At 38.8% G+C, this 21,659-nt stretch carries 20 protein-coding genes; 10 read left to right on the top strand and 10 right to left on the bottom strand.

Annotated elements, in window-relative coordinates; all coding sequences use genetic code 11:
* Nucleotides 1–112 precede the first annotated feature (112 nt).
* Both A923_RS0105640 and A923_RS0105635 read left to right on the top strand, forming a co-directional pair.
* Nucleotides 113–760, top strand: a complete 648-nt coding sequence (locus tag A923_RS0105640; protein ID WP_017220686.1) for a hypothetical protein — start codon at nt 113–115, stop codon at nt 758–760.
* Nucleotides 761–1,234: 474 nt separating this feature from the next.
* Nucleotides 1,235–1,438, top strand: coding sequence for a YaeP family protein (locus A923_RS0105635; RefSeq protein ID WP_017220685.1), 204 nt, complete (start codon nt 1,235–1,237; stop codon nt 1,436–1,438).
* Nucleotides 1,439–1,524: 86 nt separating this feature from the next.
* Here A923_RS0105635 and A923_RS0105630 read toward each other — a convergent pair whose 3' ends face one another.
* A complete protein-coding gene (locus A923_RS0105630; protein WP_337454695.1) occupies nt 1,525–3,510 on the bottom strand; it encodes a methyl-accepting chemotaxis protein in 1,986 nt (661 codons plus the stop codon).
* A 767-nt stretch (nt 3,511–4,277) separates the two neighbouring features.
* Here A923_RS0105630 and A923_RS0105625 point away from each other — a divergent pair.
* Nucleotides 4,278–6,857 carry a hypothetical protein gene (locus A923_RS0105625; RefSeq protein ID WP_017220683.1) on the top strand — a complete coding sequence of 860 codons (2,580 nt, stop codon included), beginning with the start codon at nt 4,278–4,280 and terminating at the stop codon, nt 6,855–6,857.
* A gap of 208 nt (nt 6,858–7,065) precedes the next feature.
* On the opposite strand, the gene A923_RS0105620 is transcribed toward A923_RS0105625, so the two are convergent.
* From A923_RS0105620 to A923_RS0105595, 6 genes are all read right to left on the bottom strand, one after another.
* A complete protein-coding gene (locus tag A923_RS0105620) occupies nt 7,066–7,458 on the bottom strand; it encodes a rhodanese-like domain-containing protein (protein WP_017220682.1) in 393 nt (130 codons plus the stop codon).
* A 78-nt stretch (nt 7,459–7,536) separates the two neighbouring features.
* Nucleotides 7,537–8,715 carry a MalY/PatB family protein gene (locus A923_RS0105615; protein WP_017220681.1) on the bottom strand — a complete coding sequence of 393 codons (1,179 nt, stop codon included), beginning with the start codon at nt 8,713–8,715 and terminating at the stop codon, nt 7,537–7,539.
* Nucleotides 8,716–8,846: 131 nt separating this feature from the next.
* Complete coding sequence (locus A923_RS0105610; protein WP_017220680.1) at nt 8,847–10,343, bottom strand: glutathione synthase; 1,497 nt, start codon at nt 10,341–10,343, stop codon at nt 8,847–8,849.
* On the bottom strand, nt 10,340–10,900 hold the full coding sequence (gene sigZ / locus A923_RS0105605; RefSeq protein ID WP_017220679.1) for an RNA polymerase sigma factor SigZ: 561 nt from the start codon (nt 10,898–10,900) through the stop codon (nt 10,340–10,342). Before sigZ ends, A923_RS0105610 begins: the two co-directional genes overlap by 4 nt.
* A 334-nt stretch (nt 10,901–11,234) precedes the next feature.
* Nucleotides 11,235–12,158: an AraC family transcriptional regulator gene (locus A923_RS0105600; protein WP_017220678.1), complete on the bottom strand. Its 924-nt coding sequence runs from the start codon at nt 12,156–12,158 to the stop codon at nt 11,235–11,237.
* Between the two features lie 188 nt (nt 12,159–12,346).
* Entirely contained in the window at nt 12,347–12,946 is a 600-nt protein-coding gene (locus A923_RS0105595) for a TetR/AcrR family transcriptional regulator (RefSeq protein WP_017220677.1), read from the bottom strand.
* A gap of 122 nt (nt 12,947–13,068) precedes the next feature.
* On the opposite strand from A923_RS0105595, the gene A923_RS0105590 reads away from it, so the two are divergent.
* The 6 genes from A923_RS0105590 (at nt 13,069) to A923_RS0105560 (ending at nt 17,039) form a co-directional block, all read left to right on the top strand.
* Nucleotides 13,069–13,824 (top strand): SDR family NAD(P)-dependent oxidoreductase, encoded by a 756-nt coding sequence (locus tag A923_RS0105590; protein ID WP_017220676.1) that lies wholly within the window; start codon nt 13,069–13,071, stop codon nt 13,822–13,824.
* A gap of 53 nt (nt 13,825–13,877) precedes the next feature.
* Nucleotides 13,878–14,462, top strand: coding sequence for an FMN-dependent NADH-azoreductase (locus A923_RS0105585; protein ID WP_017220675.1), 585 nt, complete (start codon nt 13,878–13,880; stop codon nt 14,460–14,462).
* A gap of 95 nt (nt 14,463–14,557) precedes the next feature.
* The gene (locus A923_RS0105580) at nt 14,558–14,929 is read left to right on the top strand and encodes a DOPA 4,5-dioxygenase family protein (RefSeq protein WP_017220674.1); all 372 of its coding nucleotides are present in this window, start codon (nt 14,558–14,560) and stop codon (nt 14,927–14,929) included.
* 208 nt (nt 14,930–15,137) lie between these two features.
* Entirely contained in the window at nt 15,138–15,521 is a 384-nt protein-coding gene (locus A923_RS0105570) for a hypothetical protein (RefSeq protein ID WP_017220672.1), read from the top strand.
* A 428-nt stretch (nt 15,522–15,949) separates the two neighbouring features.
* Complete coding sequence (locus tag A923_RS0105565; protein ID WP_017220671.1) at nt 15,950–16,516, top strand: Crp/Fnr family transcriptional regulator; 567 nt, start codon at nt 15,950–15,952, stop codon at nt 16,514–16,516.
* 70 nt (nt 16,517–16,586) lie between these two features.
* Nucleotides 16,587–17,039 (top strand): GNAT family N-acetyltransferase, encoded by a 453-nt coding sequence (locus A923_RS0105560; protein WP_017220670.1) that lies wholly within the window; start codon nt 16,587–16,589, stop codon nt 17,037–17,039.
* 196 nt (nt 17,040–17,235) lie between these two features.
* Here the strand turns inward: A923_RS0105560 and A923_RS0105555 are convergent, their stop codons facing one another.
* Nucleotides 17,236–18,276, bottom strand: coding sequence for a GMP reductase (locus A923_RS0105555; RefSeq protein ID WP_017220669.1), 1,041 nt, complete (start codon nt 18,274–18,276; stop codon nt 17,236–17,238).
* Between the two features lie 565 nt (nt 18,277–18,841).
* A complete protein-coding gene (locus A923_RS0105550; RefSeq protein WP_017220668.1) occupies nt 18,842–19,846 on the bottom strand; it encodes an ornithine cyclodeaminase in 1,005 nt (334 codons plus the stop codon).
* Nucleotides 19,847–20,140: 294 nt separating this feature from the next.
* On the opposite strand from A923_RS0105550, the gene A923_RS0105545 reads away from it, so the two are divergent.
* Nucleotides 20,141–20,761 (top strand): TetR family transcriptional regulator C-terminal domain-containing protein, encoded by a 621-nt coding sequence (locus A923_RS0105545; RefSeq protein WP_017220667.1) that lies wholly within the window; start codon nt 20,141–20,143, stop codon nt 20,759–20,761.
* A gap of 42 nt (nt 20,762–20,803) precedes the next feature.
* On the opposite strand, the gene A923_RS0105540 is transcribed toward A923_RS0105545, so the two are convergent.
* On the bottom strand, nt 20,804–21,655 hold the full coding sequence (locus tag A923_RS0105540; RefSeq protein ID WP_017220666.1) for a dimethylarginine dimethylaminohydrolase family protein: 852 nt from the start codon (nt 21,653–21,655) through the stop codon (nt 20,804–20,806).
* Nucleotides 21,656–21,659 lie beyond the last annotated feature (4 nt).

The raw sequence follows: 21,659 nt of genomic DNA, 5'->3' as shown, positions 1-21,659 counted from the left end.
CCTTCTAATCACACTAAATATACGGGTATACAGATGCTTACTGAGTCTGTATACCCGTCCGCAGGTTTTCGTTGTATTATGTCTACAGATATTTAGCAGTAAGGTATTCATAATGAAAAAGTTAATTTATATCGCACTGGCTTGTGTCGGTGTATTGGCATCAGTAAACGTGGCTCGTTATATGGGCGATAGCAGTAGCAAGGCACCTAACTATCACTCTGAAGTAATACGGACGTTATTTGCCATGGAAACCAGCAGTGATTTTATTATCAACCTACCTGACAGCGATTCAAATTCTGATACAAGTACTGACAAAAATACTAGCGTTACACTGACTTCTATAATTGGCCTCGGCACTCCGCACGGTAAAGCGCAGGGTAATTATCAGATCGGAGAAGAACGTGGTGAGGTATTACTCGACTACATGTTTATCAATGTTTTAGGCTCGATGACTGCGGAGAATAAAATGTATTTTGTCGCGCCCTTTACTGTTAGCAATCAAGGTAGTGGGGTATTCACTTATGTTGGCTTGTTTGAACAAGACATTGATAACCAAACCATCCAACACTTAGATTCTTATTTTATTGGCGACCGAATTAAGCTTAATGAAATGCGTCTGTGGGATTCTAAAATCGAGCTGTCATTCAACCAACATGGTGAGCAACAAGCGTATGCAGAAGTGCCCACTGAAACCGTACATTTGACGCTTGGAGTTGATGATGTGATCCCAACTAAACTGCTTAAACAGCAAGATATTTAGCTTAAAGGGTTAACTATTCCAGCCTGCTATCTGTAATAGATATCACAATTGTCTGGGGTTGTGTCTTCGCGCCCCTGATCGGTATTTAGAACAGCGAGTATGGAATTATTTTTGTGTTCTTCCTGGCACCAATATTTCGCATAGTCATCAGGTTTTGATGGATTGTATTCATGATAAGCGCATGACGCGAGTAAATTGGTAAGTAGGGATATAAACAAAATCTTTTGTATACGGAACATCACGATATAACCTGAATAAAGTATGGATCATAATTTTATCTGTGTGTTTCAGGCGTGTAAATAATTGAGATGTAAGTGTATGTCAGTACTTTTTAAGAATGGTGATAGTTTCCACTTTTTCCAACCAAGATCAACACATCCTCAATCAAACCACTTAATGCTCGACATTGAATTAAGGCAAAGGATAAAATAGCCTCATCTTTGTTTTAAACGACTCTTCTTTATAAGGCTTCCTATGAACGTTTATCAATGTTGTGACAAAATCCGTGAACTGTATTCATTAATTGGCAGTGGCGATCAAGGTTATATTCCCAAAGCGATTGGCTGTGCGATTAAAGCGTTAAACGATGTGGCAAGTAACGAATCTCTACCTGACGAAGTTCGCGATAACGCGGCCTTTGCAGCAGCGAATTTACTTATTTCAGACTTTGAAGATTAGTCTTTCTTTGCATAGAATAAATAAGCAGTCCAACTCGGGCATCACACCCTAAATTGGATTGCTTTATCCTGCTTAAATAAACCGTATTAGCTTAATTTAAAACGACCAACCAATGTCGCGAGTGACTCGTTTTCATCGGTAAGACTCTTCACACTTAGCTTTGTTTCTTGACCGTTTTGACTTAACACTTGTACCATCTCTTGGATGGTATGCATGTTACGCGTTATTTCTTCAGTCACCGCACTTTGCTCTTCAGAAGCCGTTGCAATTTGAGTACTTAAATCGTTAATTTCAACGATAGATCCCGTCATACTATCTAGGCTCTCGGTTACTCTGGACGTATTTGTCGCCACTGTTTGGCAACTCTCAGTTGTGTTATTCATAGCGGATACGGCAGAGTTAGCTCGAACGGTTAGGCTTTGCAACATGTCATTAATTTTTGCGGTACTGTTTTGCGTTAAGGCTGCTAAAGACCGAACTTCATCAGCTACAACGGCAAAACCACGGCCTTGTTCACCAGCTCTTGCTGCTTCAATTGCGGCATTCAATGCTAATAAATTAGTTTGGTCAGCAATGCCTCCAATGACTTCTAACACAGTGGCAATATTTTTAGTGCCTTCATTCATGGCATGTATACTTTTGGCTGTATCACCCATTTCAGAGACTAAAGACATAACACTATTCGATGCTTCGATAACCGTTACTTTCGATGCTTGCGCGTCATCGTTTGCCACTTGAGTGCTCGTTGCTGTTTGCAGTGCATTTTGAGCAACGATGTCTGCGGTTGTACTCATCTCAGTAATAGCGGTTACTGCTAATTCTGTTTCAGCACTGTGATTATCCAGCGCTTGAGTATTACGCTCAGACTGTGAGTGAATATCATTAATACCGCGAGTAATATTTTTTGACGCACCGGATATATCCAACATCATCGATTGTAAGTAACCAATAAAATTATTTACCGAGTGACTAATTTCAGCAACTTCATCATTACCCTTAATCACTAATCTCGAGGTTAGGTCTGCTTCACCAGTCGATAAATTATCAATACTTAATTTCAGTACCAGTAATTCACGAATAATACAGTTGATAAGCCAAAGTGAAAACACAATCGCAAGGATGAAAAGGACAGACGCGAATTTAAAACTATTTTTTATTTCAGTATCGAAAATATCTGCTGTCGCAGTCGTTAAACTTTCTTCAATGGTAGTTATCTCACTCTCGTAGGTGCCAGTACCGAGTGACCAACCCCAATCAGGGAAGATATTACGTACATACAGGATCTTGTTTTCTACTTTATTCGTCTCTGAATTTTTAAATGCCGCAGACATGAAAATATCAGAGCCATTTTGAAGGCGAGTTGCTGCATTACGGGTAAAGTCAGCGGTCGTACCGATTAGCTTAGCGTCTGGATGCATAAGGATTTTACCGTCAGCATCTTGGATCCAAAAGTAGCCGTCTTTACCGTATTGAGTAAGACTGACTGAATGCAACGCCATATCAATTTTGCTTTGTCTTAATCGGCTAGTATATTCACCAGTCGCAATAACCAGGTTCAGTGGTTCAAAATAGAAAGAAGCTGACATTTTTTCTTCTACTGTATCTGACACTGGGTTTGGAAAGTAATACTGGCTATAACCAATTGTTGATTTTTTAGCACTGTTCACAATGTCTCGCGCGTAGTAATTACCTCTTTTATCTTGCGAGTTATAGCTAGAATCGCCGATAATACGGTGGTTCGCCCCATTGGCTATGTTTTCAAGTGAGTCAGCATCATAAGCAAAAATGTAACGGCCATCATTCCAACGATAGTTATCAATGAATGCGTTGATATTTGCTTGGGCATCGTCGTCCGACGGTGCATCTGCATACATATCTGCAATTGTTTTTTTGAATGTGAGGATATCAGCACGAAGTTCTTGTCTGATTTTATTGGCTGAAGAGGATTCATATAAGTTGGCTAAAGAGAAACTCAGGTTGTCGGTTTGACCTTGTAAGTTATTCTTTATTAAGCTTTCGACTTTAGTTCGAATGTTTACTTTCTCTGTCGCTAGCACTGTCTTTTCTGTCATGAAAATACTTGTAATAAAGAATCCGTTAACAAGTAATAGCATCACGCAAATTGTAATAGTTAATTTTATTTTAATTGTTATTTTCATTAGACCAATTTCTGCAACGTGTGATTCAAGATAAATCACTAATATCACAGGAAAATAACATATAGTTCACATTTTTCAATACCTCTATTATTCATTAATAAAACACCCTGTAACGATATTGTCCACTGGTTTTATCATTGATAACAATAAAATACCAGATTAACTATAGATATCAACATCAAAGCAAAAGTTAAGCATTTGAAATCCGCATTTTAAATGCTTGATTATTAATTGCCCAATCGATATTTAATATGGTGTTGGTTGTTTATAATCCATTTAATTGCTGGTTTTATGGTCGTTCATCACCTAACTCTTAGTTATAAGTCACTATTCCATATCGTATTATCCTGTTTACCATTTAGCTAAAATTTAACTCAATAATACCTGTTATTCACTGCGCCAACTGTCGTCGAGCTCGCTGAGGAAGTGGTTAAACAGCGTGAAGCTATCAGTCTGGTATTAGACGATACCCAATATAGTCATTGCGACATTCAATGTGCTTGTTGTAAGCGTCGAAATAAAATTCTGTAATTTGTTAAATATACTGCGCAAGTTTCGTATATGTGATCACATTCGTATTTTGGGACTTAAAATCATTAAAAATCAATTATTTCAGCCGTATAGAGGGAGGTGAGCTATATTTATGTAGATAGATTACATTTACATTTTAAAGGTATTCAATGCGTAAAATCATATCAATATCATCAGTAGTTCTATTGCTAGTAGCTTGTAGTGATGGAAGCAATACATCCTCAACGCCTCCTTTAGATGCAACGCCTCCTTTAGATGCAACTCCTAGTGTACTACTCGTTTCGGGTGACTCCGGTAGCGATAAGCTAGGCGCTATGTATTCGATTGAAATTGAGGACATGTCAACGCAAAGCGTGTTATATGAAGCGAGTGGTGGTCACGACCCCCATACTAATGAACGTGATTTTCATAATGGCTTGATTTACAGTAATCCTGCTACCTGTGTCGATGGTGGTGGCGACGGGAAATTTTGGGGGGTTGTGGATTCTCATTATTTTAGCGCGGGTAAATTAATTAGTTTCGATCCCGAGTCCGACAAATTGACTTACGAAAAAGTGATCGATAAGCAATACATCAGTTCTTCTAGTTGGTTTGCATCTGGTTGGCGGACTGCACCGGTTATGACACCGGATTGTAAAGGCTTAATAGTGGTTACGAAAGACGGAGGTAGAGAATCTTTAAATGGTGGAGGCGATGGTGTCATTTTATACATCAATATCGATAAAACCGACACGGAAAACTTTGGTCAGATGTCGATAGTCTACGAATTTTATGAAGGTGATGGAATCTTAAATCAGGAAATATTTAGAAATTTATTCAGTAACCCTGTACTAGGCGAATATAATAATCGCGACGCTGTATTCCTAATGTCTGACGGTGAAAAATGGCGTGATCCTGATACATCGATATCTGGAGAAGTGGAAGGATATGCTTTAATTCTTAGCCCTAGTGTGGAAAGTGATTGGTCTAAGCCTTGGGAACTGACATGGTTTGAAAAATTGATTCCTAATCAATACTCACTTCACGGTACAAGTTCAGAGCCATTGTATGACGCGGTAAACAAACGATTTATCTACTCTGTTTTTAATTATAAAAACGGTGAAACAATAGTCAGCAGTAACGATGATACATTCAACCCCAATGTTATTAATGAGAGTAATGATGAGTGTTATTATAATGCTGGGCTCGCAAAACTGGGTGCTAAAACCTATCAATTCTGCCGCGGTTATGACAGGGATAGGACTGGTTCATACACAAATAATAGTCCTCGTCTGTTAGAAGTATCAAGTGGTAATGCGGCTACATCCGTTATGACCTTCCGTGAATGGAAAAGTATCAATGGCTCCGATAATCTGAATATTGCACCTTTTGATTTTACAGTGGATCCTGACAATGGACGGATTTTAGTAACTGCTGGTACTTTAGATGGGGCCGACTACATAGGACGTGGTAGTTTAAATTTATATAAAGATGCATTCTTTTATCCTTCTAGAGTAGAAGAAATTAATCCTGGCAACACTTTCGTCAGAAATATTTTATTTGAAGGTAAACCTGAGCACGGTGAACACTTTGTTGGCAAGCCTAGCTTAGGTGGTCCGAACAACCAATACATTTTACAATTTTCGGTGACAGGTGAATTGGGTGTGACTGGTTATTTATTGAAATACGACCGTGCCACTCAAGCGTTATCATCAATCCCATTAGGGACAGAGGAACCTGCATATTTAGCATCGAAACCATTGGTATTGGATGATTCAATTGTTGTTTCTAGTTTTGATATAGGGGTGTATGACGGGTTTGTCACTGTTGCTAAAGATGGCTCTTCATACACGGCACAAGTACCTGAACAGCTTTATGATGATAAACACCACGCAGGGGTTTATGCATCTGTACCGTTGAATTTTGAGGTGTTGGATAATGGTGATATCTGGGGCGTGGCGAAAGATACAAATCTTGGGAATTATGATTATTTTGTTAACTTTGATTCATCAACGGGCATGCAGACTAAACGGAGCTATATTTCCGAAGCAATAATAAATGGGACTGATTCTGGTAACTATTTAGACGGTAATACCACCACATTTACGATGGAGTCAGTTAATAATATTCTCGTTTATCCTGCTTGGGGACCTATTAGCAATCCTACTACTAATGCTTTATTTGACGTAGGAATTAATTGTAACGCTCACCCTGGTAATAATAATGCCGTTCATCGAACATCGTTACCAAATGATGAAACAATAGTGCGAGGTGCAACGTTACACAGTAATGGGAACTTATATATGGCTACAAGTGGTATCTCTAATAGGATATTACAAGTGGATGTTGGGACATGTACAGCTGACCCGGTTATTACGGAACAAGTCTCTGACCTAAACAGTGTTGATATTTTACCTTCAACACGTATGCTAAGTGCCAGTGACGATTTCTTGTATTTTGGTACAACTGATGGCTTCCTTGCAAGCTATAATCCCAGTGATAATAGCATAACAAAACAAATAGATTTGACCCATTATAGCAGCGATACTAAAACGCGAGTCGTTGGATTTTTATCTGAGCCAATAGATGGTTTTATTATGGGTATTGTCGCTGATACTTTATTAACTAATGGCAATCCATTATCAAGAAGGTTATTTAAATTTGATATTGCAAACAATACACTGACCTTTGAAGATGTATCAGACTTGTTAGTGGACGATGAATTGTATCCAGGAGCCGTTCGTTTATAGTGAGGGGTAACCAACTTAACGCTTACCATGAATGATGAGATAGATCTTAAACGGTAATTTACTTAGTTTCAAAACGTAAAAATGCGAGCATGATAATGGTACATTTATAATTAAATAAATCCACATTATGCTCGCATTTGTTCGCTTCAATATGCAGTTCTAACGCGGTGTCGAAACTGCATACCTTCTAACAATCACACCTTTCTAATTACGACTCGACAGCGCCGCCACTTTCAACCCATTCCGCAAAACCGCCCGCTAGATTTTTAACTGGCGTCAGCCCCATATCTGCAGCTGTTTTAGCTGCATAAAGTGAACGCAGGCCGCGAGCACAATAAAACACATAGGTTTTGTCTTGGTTAAAAATCTTATTATGGAAAGGACATGCTGAATCGATTAAAAACTCAAGCATGCCTCTCGGGCAGGTAAATGCACCGGGGATCACACCGAGAGTTTGTCGTTCTTCAGCTTCTCGGACATCGACAAACACATAATTGTCATCGTTAAAAAGGGCTTTGGCTTCAGCTATCGATATATCGTCAACGACACGATAAGCTTCTTCTTCTAAGGCTTTAATACCTTTGGTGATAGTTTGTGGCATAGAATATTCCTCATTCATAAATTCGGTTATGTCTTAATAGATGTCTTAACATATGTCGCTATAGAACAGAGCTTAGCGTTATGCCTGTTCTATATCTATTGCTGATTTCAACAACGTGAGCGAAGCCTGAATTTGCGCTAACGGAGATGCAAAGTTCATGCGATAGAAGTTTTCATCGGGCTCACTAAACCAAGTACCTGGGGTAAGTGCCAATTTTGCTTGCTGTGTTAATAGTGATTTAAGTTGCGCCGATTTTAATCCTAATCCGCTAAAATCAAACCAGATCTGATTCGTGCCTTCAGGTACAAATACTTTCACTTGTGGCAGCTCATTGGCCATAAATTCGGTGATCCAATTACGGGTATTTTGGGTATAACTTAAAAACGCATCGAACCATGCTTGGCCGTGCTGATAAGCTGCAATAGTCGCGTTCGTGGTAAAGATATTTTCGTGGTCAAGTGACATAGAAACCACAGTGCTTTTGATCTTCTCGCGTAATACTTTGTTGTCACTGTAAATATAACCATTCGAAATACTGTTCAAGCCAAAGCTCTTAGCTGGCGAACCAATAATCGTTAAGCTGTTGTCATAATCGAATGAACTAATACTGGTGAATGTGGCTTCGTCAAACACGATGTCGCCATGGATCTCGTCACTAATGATGAGGGTGTTATATTTCTTCGCTATTGCCACCAGTTGTTCTAATTCTGTTTTGTGCCAAACACGACCGACAGGGTTGTGTGGGTTACATAGCAACACCATTTTCACCTTGCCACTTTGCAGTTTTTCTTCAAAGTCGGCAAAATCCATGACATATTTATCATTGTCGATTTGTAACGTGTTGTTCACCGCTTTGCGTCCTGCCGATTCAATTAAGCGGCGGAATTGATGATAGACCGGTGTTTGAATTAATACGCCATCACCTTCGTCGGTAAACTCGCGGATTAATAAGGCTATCGCGCTTAATACACCTGGTGCTGGCACAAAGTGCTCGGGATTTAGATCAAGGTTGTGACGGGTTTTATTCCATTGTGAAATAGCCTGGAACACTGTTTTAGAATCAAATTCGTATGAGTAAGTTTCGCGGCTAACCAGCTGTTGCATGGCTTGAGTTATCGGTGATGCGATGGGGAAGTCCATGTCTGCAATCCAATAAGGTGTTACATCATCGGTGCCATAGACTTGCTTGAGCATATTACTGTCGTGCTTGATGAATTTGTTGTTAATATCTGTCTGACTTGGTGCTAGTTTTAACATGGATTTATCTCTGTGATTGTTGTCTGATATAACTAAGACGGAGATAAATAAAAAAGACGCAAATTATTTAATGACTCATCACTATTATTTAATGATGAGCCTTGGATTTAATCAATCGTTCAATTAATTAATTAATCAATCAATGCAAGAGAATCTAAAATACCTTTACCACTGTGAATACCAGCTTCGTTCTCGCTCGCTGGTTTACTGCGGATCAAATACCCTGCATAACCTTCATATTCCGTTACTGGCTCACCATTGTAGTAGGCAGTAAATAGACCTATTTCACTGACTAAATCGTCTATTTGAGTTTGCTGGCCATCACGTACTGCAATGGTTGGCGTCTCGCGTTCATGTGGATGCAAACGTAACATTAGCGCCCATGCGTCGTATTCAGTTGGGTTAAGTTGATTTAATTTATCGCTAATATCGTCACCAAAAATGCAGTGACCACCACCTTCACCTTGATTCTTTAATACCCATTGTTGTTTGTCTGCTTGGGTGTTAAACCAAGTGATGGTGTTGTCATTCACAGGCTTCATTTCTGCAAGCAAACTTTTGACTAATAGCGCTTCTTCCAGCGTCAGTCCCCAGCGTAAATAGTCTTCAGCTGGCATTATCGTTAGCAGCATTTGTATGGTTTTGCTGGTGGCTAACTGCTGGCCGATAGTGGCATTCATCGCTACGTGATGTTGCTCGATAAACAATCTTGTCTGGCTTAACGTCTGGCAACATACCGATTCATTACGCTTTGGAGAATAGTAGTCTGAATATTGATAACCAGCGCGTAGATACACAACATCGATAGCACCAACACCTTCTAACATTAAACGTTGGTTGTCGCCTGTTGCAAGCTGGGTACTGAGCTGCTCAAATGTCCGTCTTACTGTGCGTAAACCCTTTTTTTGCAGCGCGATTTCAAGCAAGTGCTGGTCGTAAACATTATCTTCATTGTCTTGGATCACCATCAAAAAGGTTGGCTTTGATTGGGGCGTGTCGGCAGTAAATGTCGCTTGGACTTTTTTAGCTGCTTGGGCAATACCATAAGCGAGTTGTTCTAGGCCTTGATTTTCTGCTGGTGTAGCAGGGCTATTTTTAGAAGCTGCTTCAGACCATGTACGGTAAACGGCAGGCCATTGGTTTGTCATAAAGGCGTGAAACTCTGTCGCACGTTGACCAAAGGGTGCCATGCCCGCTGCGATACCATTAAATTCGATGACTTTAGCGCCGTGTTCACGGTCATCCATAAAGTCGGTGCGCATTAACAGTAATGGTGTACGTGCCGGATTAAGGCGTTTGTCTGTATTGCCCTGTTTTTTATCATAGTGCGCTTGCTGATGCAGGGCTAATAAGCGTCCGAAAAAGGGATCGGCTTTGGCCATGTCTTGTAATGATGATTGCAGGTAATCATGGTCTTCAGACAGGTTGCTGATTAGTTTGGTGATTAGCGGCGTTACTTTACGCAAATGTTCATATACTTCACGCTTCATTGTCATTGGCGCAATGCTAAAAGGGCAGTGTCTTGCTGTGTTGTCTGCTTGACGAAATGCGACGCCGTGCATGATTGCCCATTCTGTGGCGTCTTCAATTACATGCTGTGGGATCATTACGTTTGCTTGGTTATTCATTTTTGCTCCAATAAGGGATCACATTTAGGTGAGCTGCCGGTATCTTTTCTGGTGTAGTCGACAATACCGTTTTGGTCTACTTCAAAATTACAACATGCCATCATTTGTTCGCGAAATTTGACTCTGCCTCTTTGCACACGGCTCTTGGCGCCAGAAAGCGATAAACCGAGTCGCTGGGCTATGTCTTTTTGTGAAACGCCCTCAAGCTCTGCTAAGCGCAATGGGGTGCCGTATTTCTCTGGTAGTTCGTCAATCAGTGGGCGCAAACATTGCGCTAATTCTTCGCGAGCTTCAATGCCTTCATCCTCCTCTTCGGCGACGAGGTCGTCGGGTAGGGGGTCATAAGGTTGACGCCCTCGATAAAAATCCATGATGGTGTTGTGCGCAATACGATAAAGCCAACCTTTGAGGCTGCCGGTAGATTTTAATTGATGCAAGTTACTGCTGGCCTTGATATATACATCTTGCAGGATATCGTCAACAGCGTCAGCATCATCAATGCGCTTGCTTACATAACCGCGCAGTTGCGCTTTGTGATTTTGCCATTCAGATAACATATTAACGGAGCCTCAAGTTAATCGATTTACGGTATTCATTATTTACAGTGCTCTTTATTTACAGTGCTTATAGCTAGACGGTGTCATTGACCAAAAGACGCAAAAAATAATCCACTTATTTTATTTTCATTGTAACCATTGTGCACCTTTTCTATCGTTAAAACGCAAAAAGGCGGGCATGATAATGGACTATGTCTATATCAATGCTCACCTTTATTAGCTTAAATACGCAGTTCTAGACCTGTGTCAGAACAGCCATACATTGGAATAACAAAAAACAAGCATACATTGATACTTTAGTGAATTGAGCTTTTTTGTGATTCTTGTACAGTAACTAAATTGTTTTTAGTTTAACGTGGATTTCCATTTCAACATAACCATCAACTCTCGCATCATTCAGATAATGCTCTAGCATCGGAAAATTATCTGGTTCAAATCCACTATCAGGTAACCAATCAGAATAGATACTTAATTGAGCCTTAATTGTTTCCTCAGGGCTACCTTTAAAATAGAGTACTGCGTATTTACCTTTCGGTATCTCAGATGCTGAAAATGGTGATTTAACTTGTACATTTTCACCAATCACTACCGAAGCAATGTAACGACATTTATCGACTGGCGTAACTGTTGGGTTATCAAAAGCAAAGGCAAAGCGTTCTTGTTCTTCTTGTTTTATTCCATTACAGGTAGCCCAATCGATAAGCTTATCCCATGCCTGATATATAGCGTCAGATTCATAACCGCGTTCAGAAGCCAAAGTACATATACGTTGGCGGTCAAGCTCTCTTACTTCAATATTCATATTTGTATCCTCTAAGTTGTTTTTTTTCATCACTTCATTTGTGATGCGAGTAGGATACAAATCAGAGGGATTAAAATCTTTTCCATACTTGCTAGATATTTTTCCAATCTTGCTATCTTTAACTTTATTTGGGTTCCGTATTTCTGACGGACTAAACCCAAAATGAAGCTTTACTGCTTTTGAAAAGTTGGCACTTGACGAAAAGCCATTATCTAAAGCTACCTGAGTAATGGATAGCTCAGTTTTAAAAATCAATACGTTGACTGCTCGCTCTAATCTTCGCCTAACGATGTAATTATTAACGGTCTCACCGACAATGCCTGTAAAAACTCGGTGAAAGTGATATGCCGAAAAATGACTTACGTTTGCCACTTCAGCCAATGAAATTTTGTTAGCTAGATTGATTTCAATATATTGAATGACTCGATCTATACGAATTTTATATTTTTTATTCATAAATACTTAATGATCACGTTGATATGACAGTAGACATAATAGATTTAAAATTTGACGGTTATTTAGTCCGCAATAACTCTGAATCAGAATTGCTGTCTAAATATCACTATTATAATGATTATTGTAGATAAAGAGCCCTTAGTTGTGTAAATAAATTTGGCACTGCCCCCTTTGTTGTTCTTGTAATACTACAAATTAAACTGCCCGATAGAGAAGTTTATGACCTCTTCAAGATCTTCCATGCTACTTCCATTTCTAGCAGAAACAGCTAACCCAAATTGTAGTGTTAAAAGATAATTTGCTATCGAATTTGAGGAATTATCTTCGAGCAAGTTTCCTACTTGTTGTTCTTTTTCAAAAAAATTAGTTAACGTAAAAATGGTTTGTTGATTTATAGCATTAATATTTTTTGCCGAATTATCAGGTAAGCAATGACCGGCTATTTCTGATGTAGAATTACAAATTAAGCACCCTTTAGGTAAATCTGGGTTTGTTAACATGTTAGCAATAGAGAGTAGGTAGTTTCTGACTCGTTCTTTTAGGTTTTGTTCTGTTTTAAAAAGCTCAGCTAAATGTGCCACACCATGTTTATTTAAATAAAATTCAATAGCTTGATTAAATAATTCTTCCTTATTACCAAAAGCAGCATAAAGGCTGGATTTGTTAATACCCATTACATTCGTTAGATCAGTTAACGAGGTGCCGGGATATCCATTTTCCCAAAATACCAGCATGGCTTTTTTAAGTGCATTGTCTTTATCAAAGCTACGATTTCGACCTACTGTCATAATAATTTCCAAATGTAATAAAATTTACGCTTGCAATTGTGAACCGATCGGTATAGATTGTCAATATCTGGACCGATCGGTACAGATGTATTTTAAGATTACTCACTTTAAGGAAATATAATATGAATGATTTAGCTGGGAAAATTGCTGTAGTAACTGGTGGTAATAGTGGTATTGGTTATGAAACTGCAAAATATTTTAAAAATGCTGGCGCGAGTGTGATTATTACGGGTAGGTCAGCAGATAAGGTGGCTACTGCGGCTACAGAATTAGGTGTTAAAGGTATAGTTGCTGATGTTATTGATTTATCAGCTATTGATGCACTTGTAGACCAAGTAAAACTTGAGTTTGGCAATATCGACGTATTATTTGTTAACGCCGGCATTTTCAGTCCAGCGCCAATAGGCCAAAATACAGAGGAAATGTTTGATACTCAGATGGGAATTAACTTCAAAGGTGCGGTATTTACCACTGAAAAGTTTTTACCCATAATTAATGATGGCGGGTCTATTATTAATCTTTCATCCATAAATGCTTATACAGGCATGCCAAATACGGCTATTTATGCAGCCTCTAAAGCCGCGTTAAATTCATATACAAGAACTGCTGCGACTGAGCTTGCAGGAAGAAAAATACGCGTTAATTCTGTTAATCCAGGCCCTATCTATACACCTATTTTTGCTAAAACTGGTATGCCAGAAGATCAATTAAATGAGTTTGCGGCAGCTATGCAAAATAGAATTCCATTAAAACGCTTTGGACAGCCAGAAGATATTGCAAAACTCGTTACATTCTTAGCTTCTGATGATGCTTCATTTATTACTGGTGGAGAATATAATATTGATGGTGGAATTAATATAAACCCCATTTTGTCTTAATCAAATGGACTTAAACATCTATTGAACTTACTTAATTAAAACGGAAGGGCAACATGGCTAAAAGCATTTTAAGGCTTGATGCAAGCATGAGAAAAACAGGCTCTTATAGCCGAGATTTATCAGATAAGTTAATTAAGCAACTTACTAGCGGAAAAAATAACAAAGTCACGATTAGAGACTTAGCTGATGGTATTCCTTTCATTGATGAAAACTGGATTAAAGCTAATTTCACCGCTGTTAATGAACGAACTATCGAGCAAAATGAATATTTGGCAACGTCGGATATATTAGTTGAGGAACTAAATAATACTGACCTAATTGTAATCGGTCTTCCTATTTATAATTTTGGTGTACCTGCAGCCTTTAAGGCATGGATTGACCAAGTTGTTAGATCTAAATTAACCTTTCGATACGGTGATAATGGGCCCGTTGGTTTATTGAATAATAAAAAGGCATATATTATTGTTGCTTCTGGAGGAACTAAATTAGGCACTGAAATTGATTTTATTTCCGATTATATAAGACATATATTAGGCTTTATTGGCATTACCGATATCTCATTTATTGATAGTAGTGGTCTTGGTCGGGATGAATCGCAAACTTTAGCTCACGCACACAAAATCATTGAGCGTATTTAACGTTTGTATAGCTAATTTCAGTTCGCTAGCGCTACATGAAGTTTGGCATTAATTTAAATTTCATGTAATGCTGATATTAAGAAGGAAATAAATAAATGAGCAAGCAGAAATCTCCGGTTAATATTCATGACTATTACCATGCCCATGTTTATTTTGAACAAGAAACTATCGAACTTGCTCAAGGTTTATGTAAAAAAGCAGGTGATTTATTTACTTTGAAAGTTGGGAGGGTACATCAAAAACCTGTAGGGCCTCATCCTAAGTGGAGCTGTCAAATAACTTTTTCATCAAATGATTTTGAGCAACTTATTCCGTGGCTTGAAGATAACCGTCAAGGATTAAGTGTATTAGTGCATGGGTTAACTGGTGACACACTGCAAGATCATACTGAGCATGCATATTGGTTAGGAAGTGAAATTGATTTAAGTTTAGATATCTTTAGACCTTGGTTAACGTTAGAGAAATAGGTGGTTAAACTGGAATTGTGTAGTATATGCAACCTTCAGTAGATATTGCAGGAACCGTGGTCAAGGCCGTGAGTCGTATTGTTGGTATAGACAAGGCATTGAAAAATAGAATGAAAATGGAATTACGGATCATGTTCATGTAAGAATACATACTCGAACTGGTACAAAAATTAATCCTGCCATAGTTATTAATTGAGTTGATGAAAGTATGAAAAAAACGGCTAATTATTTGATCGCGTTATTAATGCTGGTACTGATTCAGGCATGTACTGCTACGGTAGAAGAGCAGCGCCAAGCAGAGACCAAGGTGCCTACTATTTTTGGACATTACACTTATGGCCATGAGGTTAATAGTTTTCGACCTTGCGGTGAAAAGCAAGATTTTTGGGTTAAAGGATCGAACGACACGCTTGAGCTTATGACTCAAAAGTATAGTGCGCTGGTAACGAAACTCTATGATGAAGTCTTTGTTGAAATAAAGGGCAATTTTGAAAGTAAAGCCAGTGATGGATTTGCCATGGATTATGACGGACAAGTTAATATATTGGAATTAGTTCACATGAAGAATAAGCATGCTAGTGATTGTGAATAGGTAATATCGCAAGCAAGAGTTGAACACGCAAAAAGGCGAGCATGATAATGGAACATTTATAATTAAATCCACATCAATGCTCGCCTTTGTTAGCTTAAATACGAAGTCCTAGATCTGTGAAAAAATAACCATACTTGGATATCTCTTTGAATTGTTGTTATCGATATAGTCCATAGAAATGTCAGAGCTAAATATCCCAATATTTTATTAGTGTGTTCTAACTCACTTTAGACATAAATCGCTTAGTGTTAAGACATTACTAGGTAGTAATATCCATTAGATTTTGTAGGGAAAGTGAAAAACTCGAATTAACTGTAAAAACGCCAACCTATTTCGCAATGGAAATAGACAACAGCATTGAGTTCACTTTATTATCGAGTTACACCTAAATTGATTAAGCTTTAATACCTTCTAACTCAAAGGATCTCATGAACCCAACCTTCATTAAGCAATTAGAAAAAAATGAATTCACGGCCTTAGATATTGATATATTAACTCGTGTTGCAAAACCATTATTGCTTCCCGCTCAGCATATATTATTGAACCAAGGCGAAGTTGCCAACTCGTTTTATTTCATTTTAGAAGGTACCTGCCATGCTTCTTATATTACTCAGCAAGGTAAGCAATTTAGTAAAGAATTCTATTGGGAACAGGATTGGATAATTGGCTTTGAATCTCTAGTAAGGGGACTTCCTTCGCCATATTCGGTGGAAACTTTAACAGCAACTGTACTACTTTGTTTACCCATATCCTCTGTTCAGGAGTGGCGAAATCAGTCACATCCTTTATATATTAAGTTACTAGAAACACAATTAATGTATAAAGAGAATAAAGAGCGCTTCATGCTACATACGCCCAAAGAGCGATACGAAATCTTCTGTCGAGACTTCCCCCTGCTACTTACACGGTTAAATGATTACCAGATTGCAGCTTACCTTGGGATCACTCATGTCAGCTTAAGTCGTATTAAAACTAGAATAAAAGATAATAATTAACATAAGTTAACGATAATCTTCTCCTGAGTTGTTACATTTTATCCAGATATTCAACACTTAGGATAAATAGATGATCACTTGGCAAACGCTTCCTTTTAATAAGCTCTCTACATTACAATTTTATGAGCTTATTAAGCTAAGAGTAAATGTTTTTGTTGTAGAACAGACTTGCCCTTATCCAGAGTTAGATGGCAAAGATATCATTGACGATGTATATCATCTTTTAGGATCTCAAAACGACGAGATTATTGCATGTGCAAGATTACTCCCTGCTGGGATATCTTATGTGAATGTCAGTTTAGGGCGCGTTGCGACGAAAGAAACAGCTCGCGGGCATGGTCTTGGCCATCAATTGGTTATAGAAGCACTTAAACAATGTGAACAGCATTGGCCAGGTAAAACTATTGATATTGGAGCACAAGAATACTTACAAACTTTCTACGAGCACCACGGATTTAAACCTATTTCTGAAGTGTATATGGAAGATGGTATCCCACACATTGATATGCGTTTAAAGAAATAATCATCGAGTCACAGGGGCGCGATGCGTAATATTATCCTCGGCAACTTGATAACTTTACGCTCAGATTCAAAAAGTTTACGCTCAGATGCAAAAAGGCGAGCATGATAATGGATCATTTATAATTAAATAAATCCACATCAATGCTCGCCTTTGTTAGCTTAAATACGCAGTTCTAGAACTGCATATTTACACCAATTTATTCTTTACCGAATACGTTGTTTTCTTGCTCAAGTACACGGATAAAGGTAGTACGCTTGCTTAGCTCTTTTAATGAAGCTGCGCCAACGTATGTACAAGTAGAGCGTACGCCACCTAGGATATCAAAAACAGTGTTTTCGATTGGACCACGGTAAGGAACTTCTACAGTTTTGCCTTCTGAAGCACGGTATTTAGCAACACCACCTGCGTGTTTGTTCATCGCAGTTGTTGAGCTCATGCCATAGAATTTTTTCGTTTTCTTGCCATTAACTTCGCACAGCTCGCCGCCACTTTCGTCGTGACCAGCTAACATGCCGCCAAGCATAACGAAGTCTGCGCCGCCGCCGAATGCTTTAGCAACATCACCAGCACAAGAACAACCACCGTCACCAACAACCATGCCACCTAAACCGTGTGCAGCATCTGCGCATTCGATGATTGCAGAAAGTTGTGGGTAACCAACACCTGTTTTAACACGTGTAGTACATACTGAACCAGGACCGATACCAACTTTGATGATATCTGCACCAGAAAGAATAAGTTCTTCGGTGATTTCACCAGTAACTACGTTACCAGCCATAATCGTTTTAGTTGGGTATGCAGCGCGTACTTTACGCACATACTCAATGAAAAATTCTGAGTAACCATTAGCTACATCGATACAGATAAACTGTAAACGCTCATCTAAGGCTAGAACTTGTTGAAGTTTTTCGAAATCTGCATCTGATGTACCAGTTGATACAAAGATGTGATCAAAGATTTCTGGGTTTGCTTCTAGGAACTCTTTCCATTCGGCAACAGTATAATGCTTATGTACAGCTGTTAGCATCTTGTGTGCAGCAAGTTCTTTTGCCGCTTCAAATGTGCCTACAGTATCCATGTTTGCAGCAATAACCGGTACACCTGTCCAAGTGTACTTGCTGTTAGGGAAAGTGAATGTACGCTCTAAGCTTACTTGTGAACGACTCTTTAGAGTTGAACGTTTTGGGCGGAAAAGTACATCTTTAAAACCTAGCTTCAATTCTTGTTCTATACGCATGACATCTATCTTCTGGTTGTTCGCACAGGCTCTTTTCTTACGCCACACTATATGGCAGGCGCAAGGAAAACCCTAAATCAATGGGTTCATGGATGGTACTGTGCAAAAAATTATAAGGATTTTAGTTTAAGCGGTACAAGCGAATCGTGTGTGCGAGGAAGTCGCGTTTCATCAACGCGCCTATACGAATAGATATTAGTTCAAGGGTAGTTATCTTGTAAAGGCTTTATTTTCAGATGAAAGGAGTGAAAGGTTATTTTCTTGACCTGGAAGTCAGTATTTACGCGGCTCTAGACGGATTTTAAAAATATAAAAATAATTTAGCTATCGTAAAAATCATATTTTAAAGCGTAGAAATACCAGAATAGAACGAAAAAAGGCCAAAACGCCCGCAGTATTGGATGCTAACTGCGAATGCTTGGCCAAAGACTTAACAACAACTATTACTAAAAATTAGCTATTACTGATGAGCAGCTAAAAGCTAACAGTACCAACTAGCCGCGACAGGCTAGGGTAATCATTTCTTTAAAACTTTTTAAAGAGTGTTAACGCGTTATAACCAGTTCTATAGTAGTGAGAACAAGTTCTTCACATCGCTTAGGTCTGGAATTAATTCCATTTCGCTGCCGATGTTGTGTTCTTTAGCCAGTTTGTAAACTAAACGTAGTACCGAGTAATCTTCAAGTGCAAAGCCTACTGAGTCATACAAGATGGTACCGTCTGTTGCTACGTTAAGCGTTTTCTCGCCTTTCACAATTTCGTGTAGTTCTGTACACGTAAAGTCTGGACCCAATTGTTGGATCTCACCTTCAACACGTGATTGTGGTAAGAACTCAACAACAATCGTTGCGCTTTCTACCAATTCTTTTTCAATTTCTGTTTTACCAGGGCAATCACCGCCAAGACCGTTAATGAATACGTCTTTGCTGATCATGTCTTTGGTTAATACCGTTTGGTATTTTTTATCTGCTGTACAAGTCGTAATTAAATCAGCACCTTGAACCGCTTCTCTTGCATCTTTACACGGTGTTAGGCGAATGTCGAAACGCGCCATGTTCTTCTCGAACTTACGCATTGCTGCAGGGTCTGTATCAAAGAAGCGTACTTCTTTTAAATCAAAGATGAACGAGTACGCTAAGAACTGGAATTCACTCTGTGCGCCAGTACCGATTAACGCTAATACTTCTGAATCTTTCTTGGCTAAGTGCTTGGCAGCCATTGCTGAAGTAGCCGCTGTACGGAAACCAGTAAGCAATGTCATTTCTGAAAACATTAGCGGTTCGCCAGTTTCAGTTAATGATAATTGACCTGTCGCCATTACCGTCATTTTGTTTTGTGACGGGTTTTTTGGGTGGCCATTTACATATTTAAACGAGTACATTTCCGCATTAGAAATAGGCATTAATTCGATAACACCATCTTGAACATGATTGGCTACACGTGGACTTTTATCAAAGTCGTGCCAATTTTTATAATCTTCAGTCAATGTATCATTCAGTTGTGCAAAAAAGTCTTTGTAGCCCACTTTCGCAATTACCGCTTTAATATCTTTTATCTCTAAAACAATCATGGTGATCCTTTTTAAATTCCGTCTAAGGTAAAAGAGAAAAATCGAATTTTTCCATTACAATCATGATCATATAAATGGCTATATATAATAGCTATATAAATCATGAGTCGTTTATCTAATACGTTTAATGTTGAGATACACACGTGTTATGTGTATCGGTTCAAATGTTCTGTTTATTAGTGCTATGTGTATCAGGTTTAATTTATTAAATTGCCAGCATCACGCCCTAAGGGTATGATTAAAATAAGTCAAAATAGACACCCTCATACTTAAATACGGATTAAATACCTGCCTATGCCAGCCAAAGGAACTAAAGGTAAAAACCGTAAACAAGAGTTAATCAATGCCACGCTAGATTGCATTGCTAACGAAGGTTTACAAAAAACCACAGTACGTAATGTGGCTGAATATGCGAATGTCACTAACGGTCTTATCCGCTTTTACTTTTCTGGTAAAGACGAGATGCTCCGTGAAGCGTATTCCGCATTACTCGAGATAATGTACGTTAATGCCCGTGTCGAAATTAACGACCAGGACGTATGCGCCAAGACTCGATTACAGCACTTTATTCAAGCGACGCTATCAGCGCCAATTGTGTCACCACGTACCGTATTGTTATGGGCTAACTTCTTGCCGATGACGTACATCGATCCAGAAATGGCAGCCATTCGTACTAATGAGTATGCTAAAACAACGAAGATATTAGCGCCGTTGATTAGTGCTGCATTAGCCACCGATAACATCACAGTTGATCATCATGAATGTGAAATCCTAGCGATAAAAATCAATGCTTTGATTGATGGTTTATGGCTAGAAGGCAGCATGGCCGCCTACAAATTCAAAGATAATGAACTGGTCAATATCGGTATCGACAGTGCGTCTGCTATCTTATCTATTAAGTTAGATAATATTTAGTTTATCTAAAAAAACAAGGTAATAGCACTCTCAGCTTAACTATTAGTGACGTTCTAACGGGAACGTCATGCAGTGTGGACCACCGCCCGTTTTCAAAATTTCAGTCGAATGCAGTTCAAATACAGTGAAACCACGTTCACGTAATTGTGCATTTACGTCGGTATTAGCGCTTAACGAGATAATACGTTTGTTACCCAATGCTTGCAGATTACAGAAGTGTTTAAAGACACCTGCTTCCTCAATTTTAATTAAGTCGTAACCCGCTTCATCAAGATAATCTTTGAATTCTTGTGGTAAACCGTCGTAATAAGTCACGGCCGTCTTTTCACCAACGATATTAAAGATCATGTCTAGGTGTAGGTATTCTGGTTTCGAGTTAACCGAAATAATCGTATAGCCTAATGGTTCAAGCTGTTCACGAATACTTTGAATGCCTTTTTCATCAGAACGTTGCAGTGTACCAATCGCTAATGTCTTCTCGTCAAGCTGCCAGAAATCACCGCCTTCAAGAATACCTTCATGACAAGTCGCTATGATAGGTACACCCAGTTCAGCTAGTTTTTCTGCATACAATAAGCTTTCTGCGTGGCGCACTTTTTCTTTGAAGCGACCCAGAACATAACCTTCTTTGATGTTGAAACCAAAGTCACGGGCAAATACTTGGCTCGACAAATGTTCAGTCGGCGCGAGTACTTCGACATTAATGCCGTTTTGCTCGTAGATATCAATCAGCTGTTGGTGTTCGCTTAAGCATTTTTGTTGATCAATCTGCTCGCCTTTCTCTAACCAATCTTCCGCAATCTTGTTGATTGGTGAAAGATTAAGGTAAGTGGGTGAACAAAGTAATACTTGCTTCAATTCACCTGTCGCTGATTTTACGTAACTGGTTTCCATAACC

The organism is Moritella dasanensis ArB 0140 (assembly GCF_000276805.1).
Classification (GTDB): Bacteria; Pseudomonadota; Gammaproteobacteria; order Enterobacterales; family Moritellaceae; genus Moritella; species Moritella dasanensis.
Note: the sequence above shows the minus strand (reverse complement) of the source record. Positions and strands in the feature narration are given on the sequence as shown.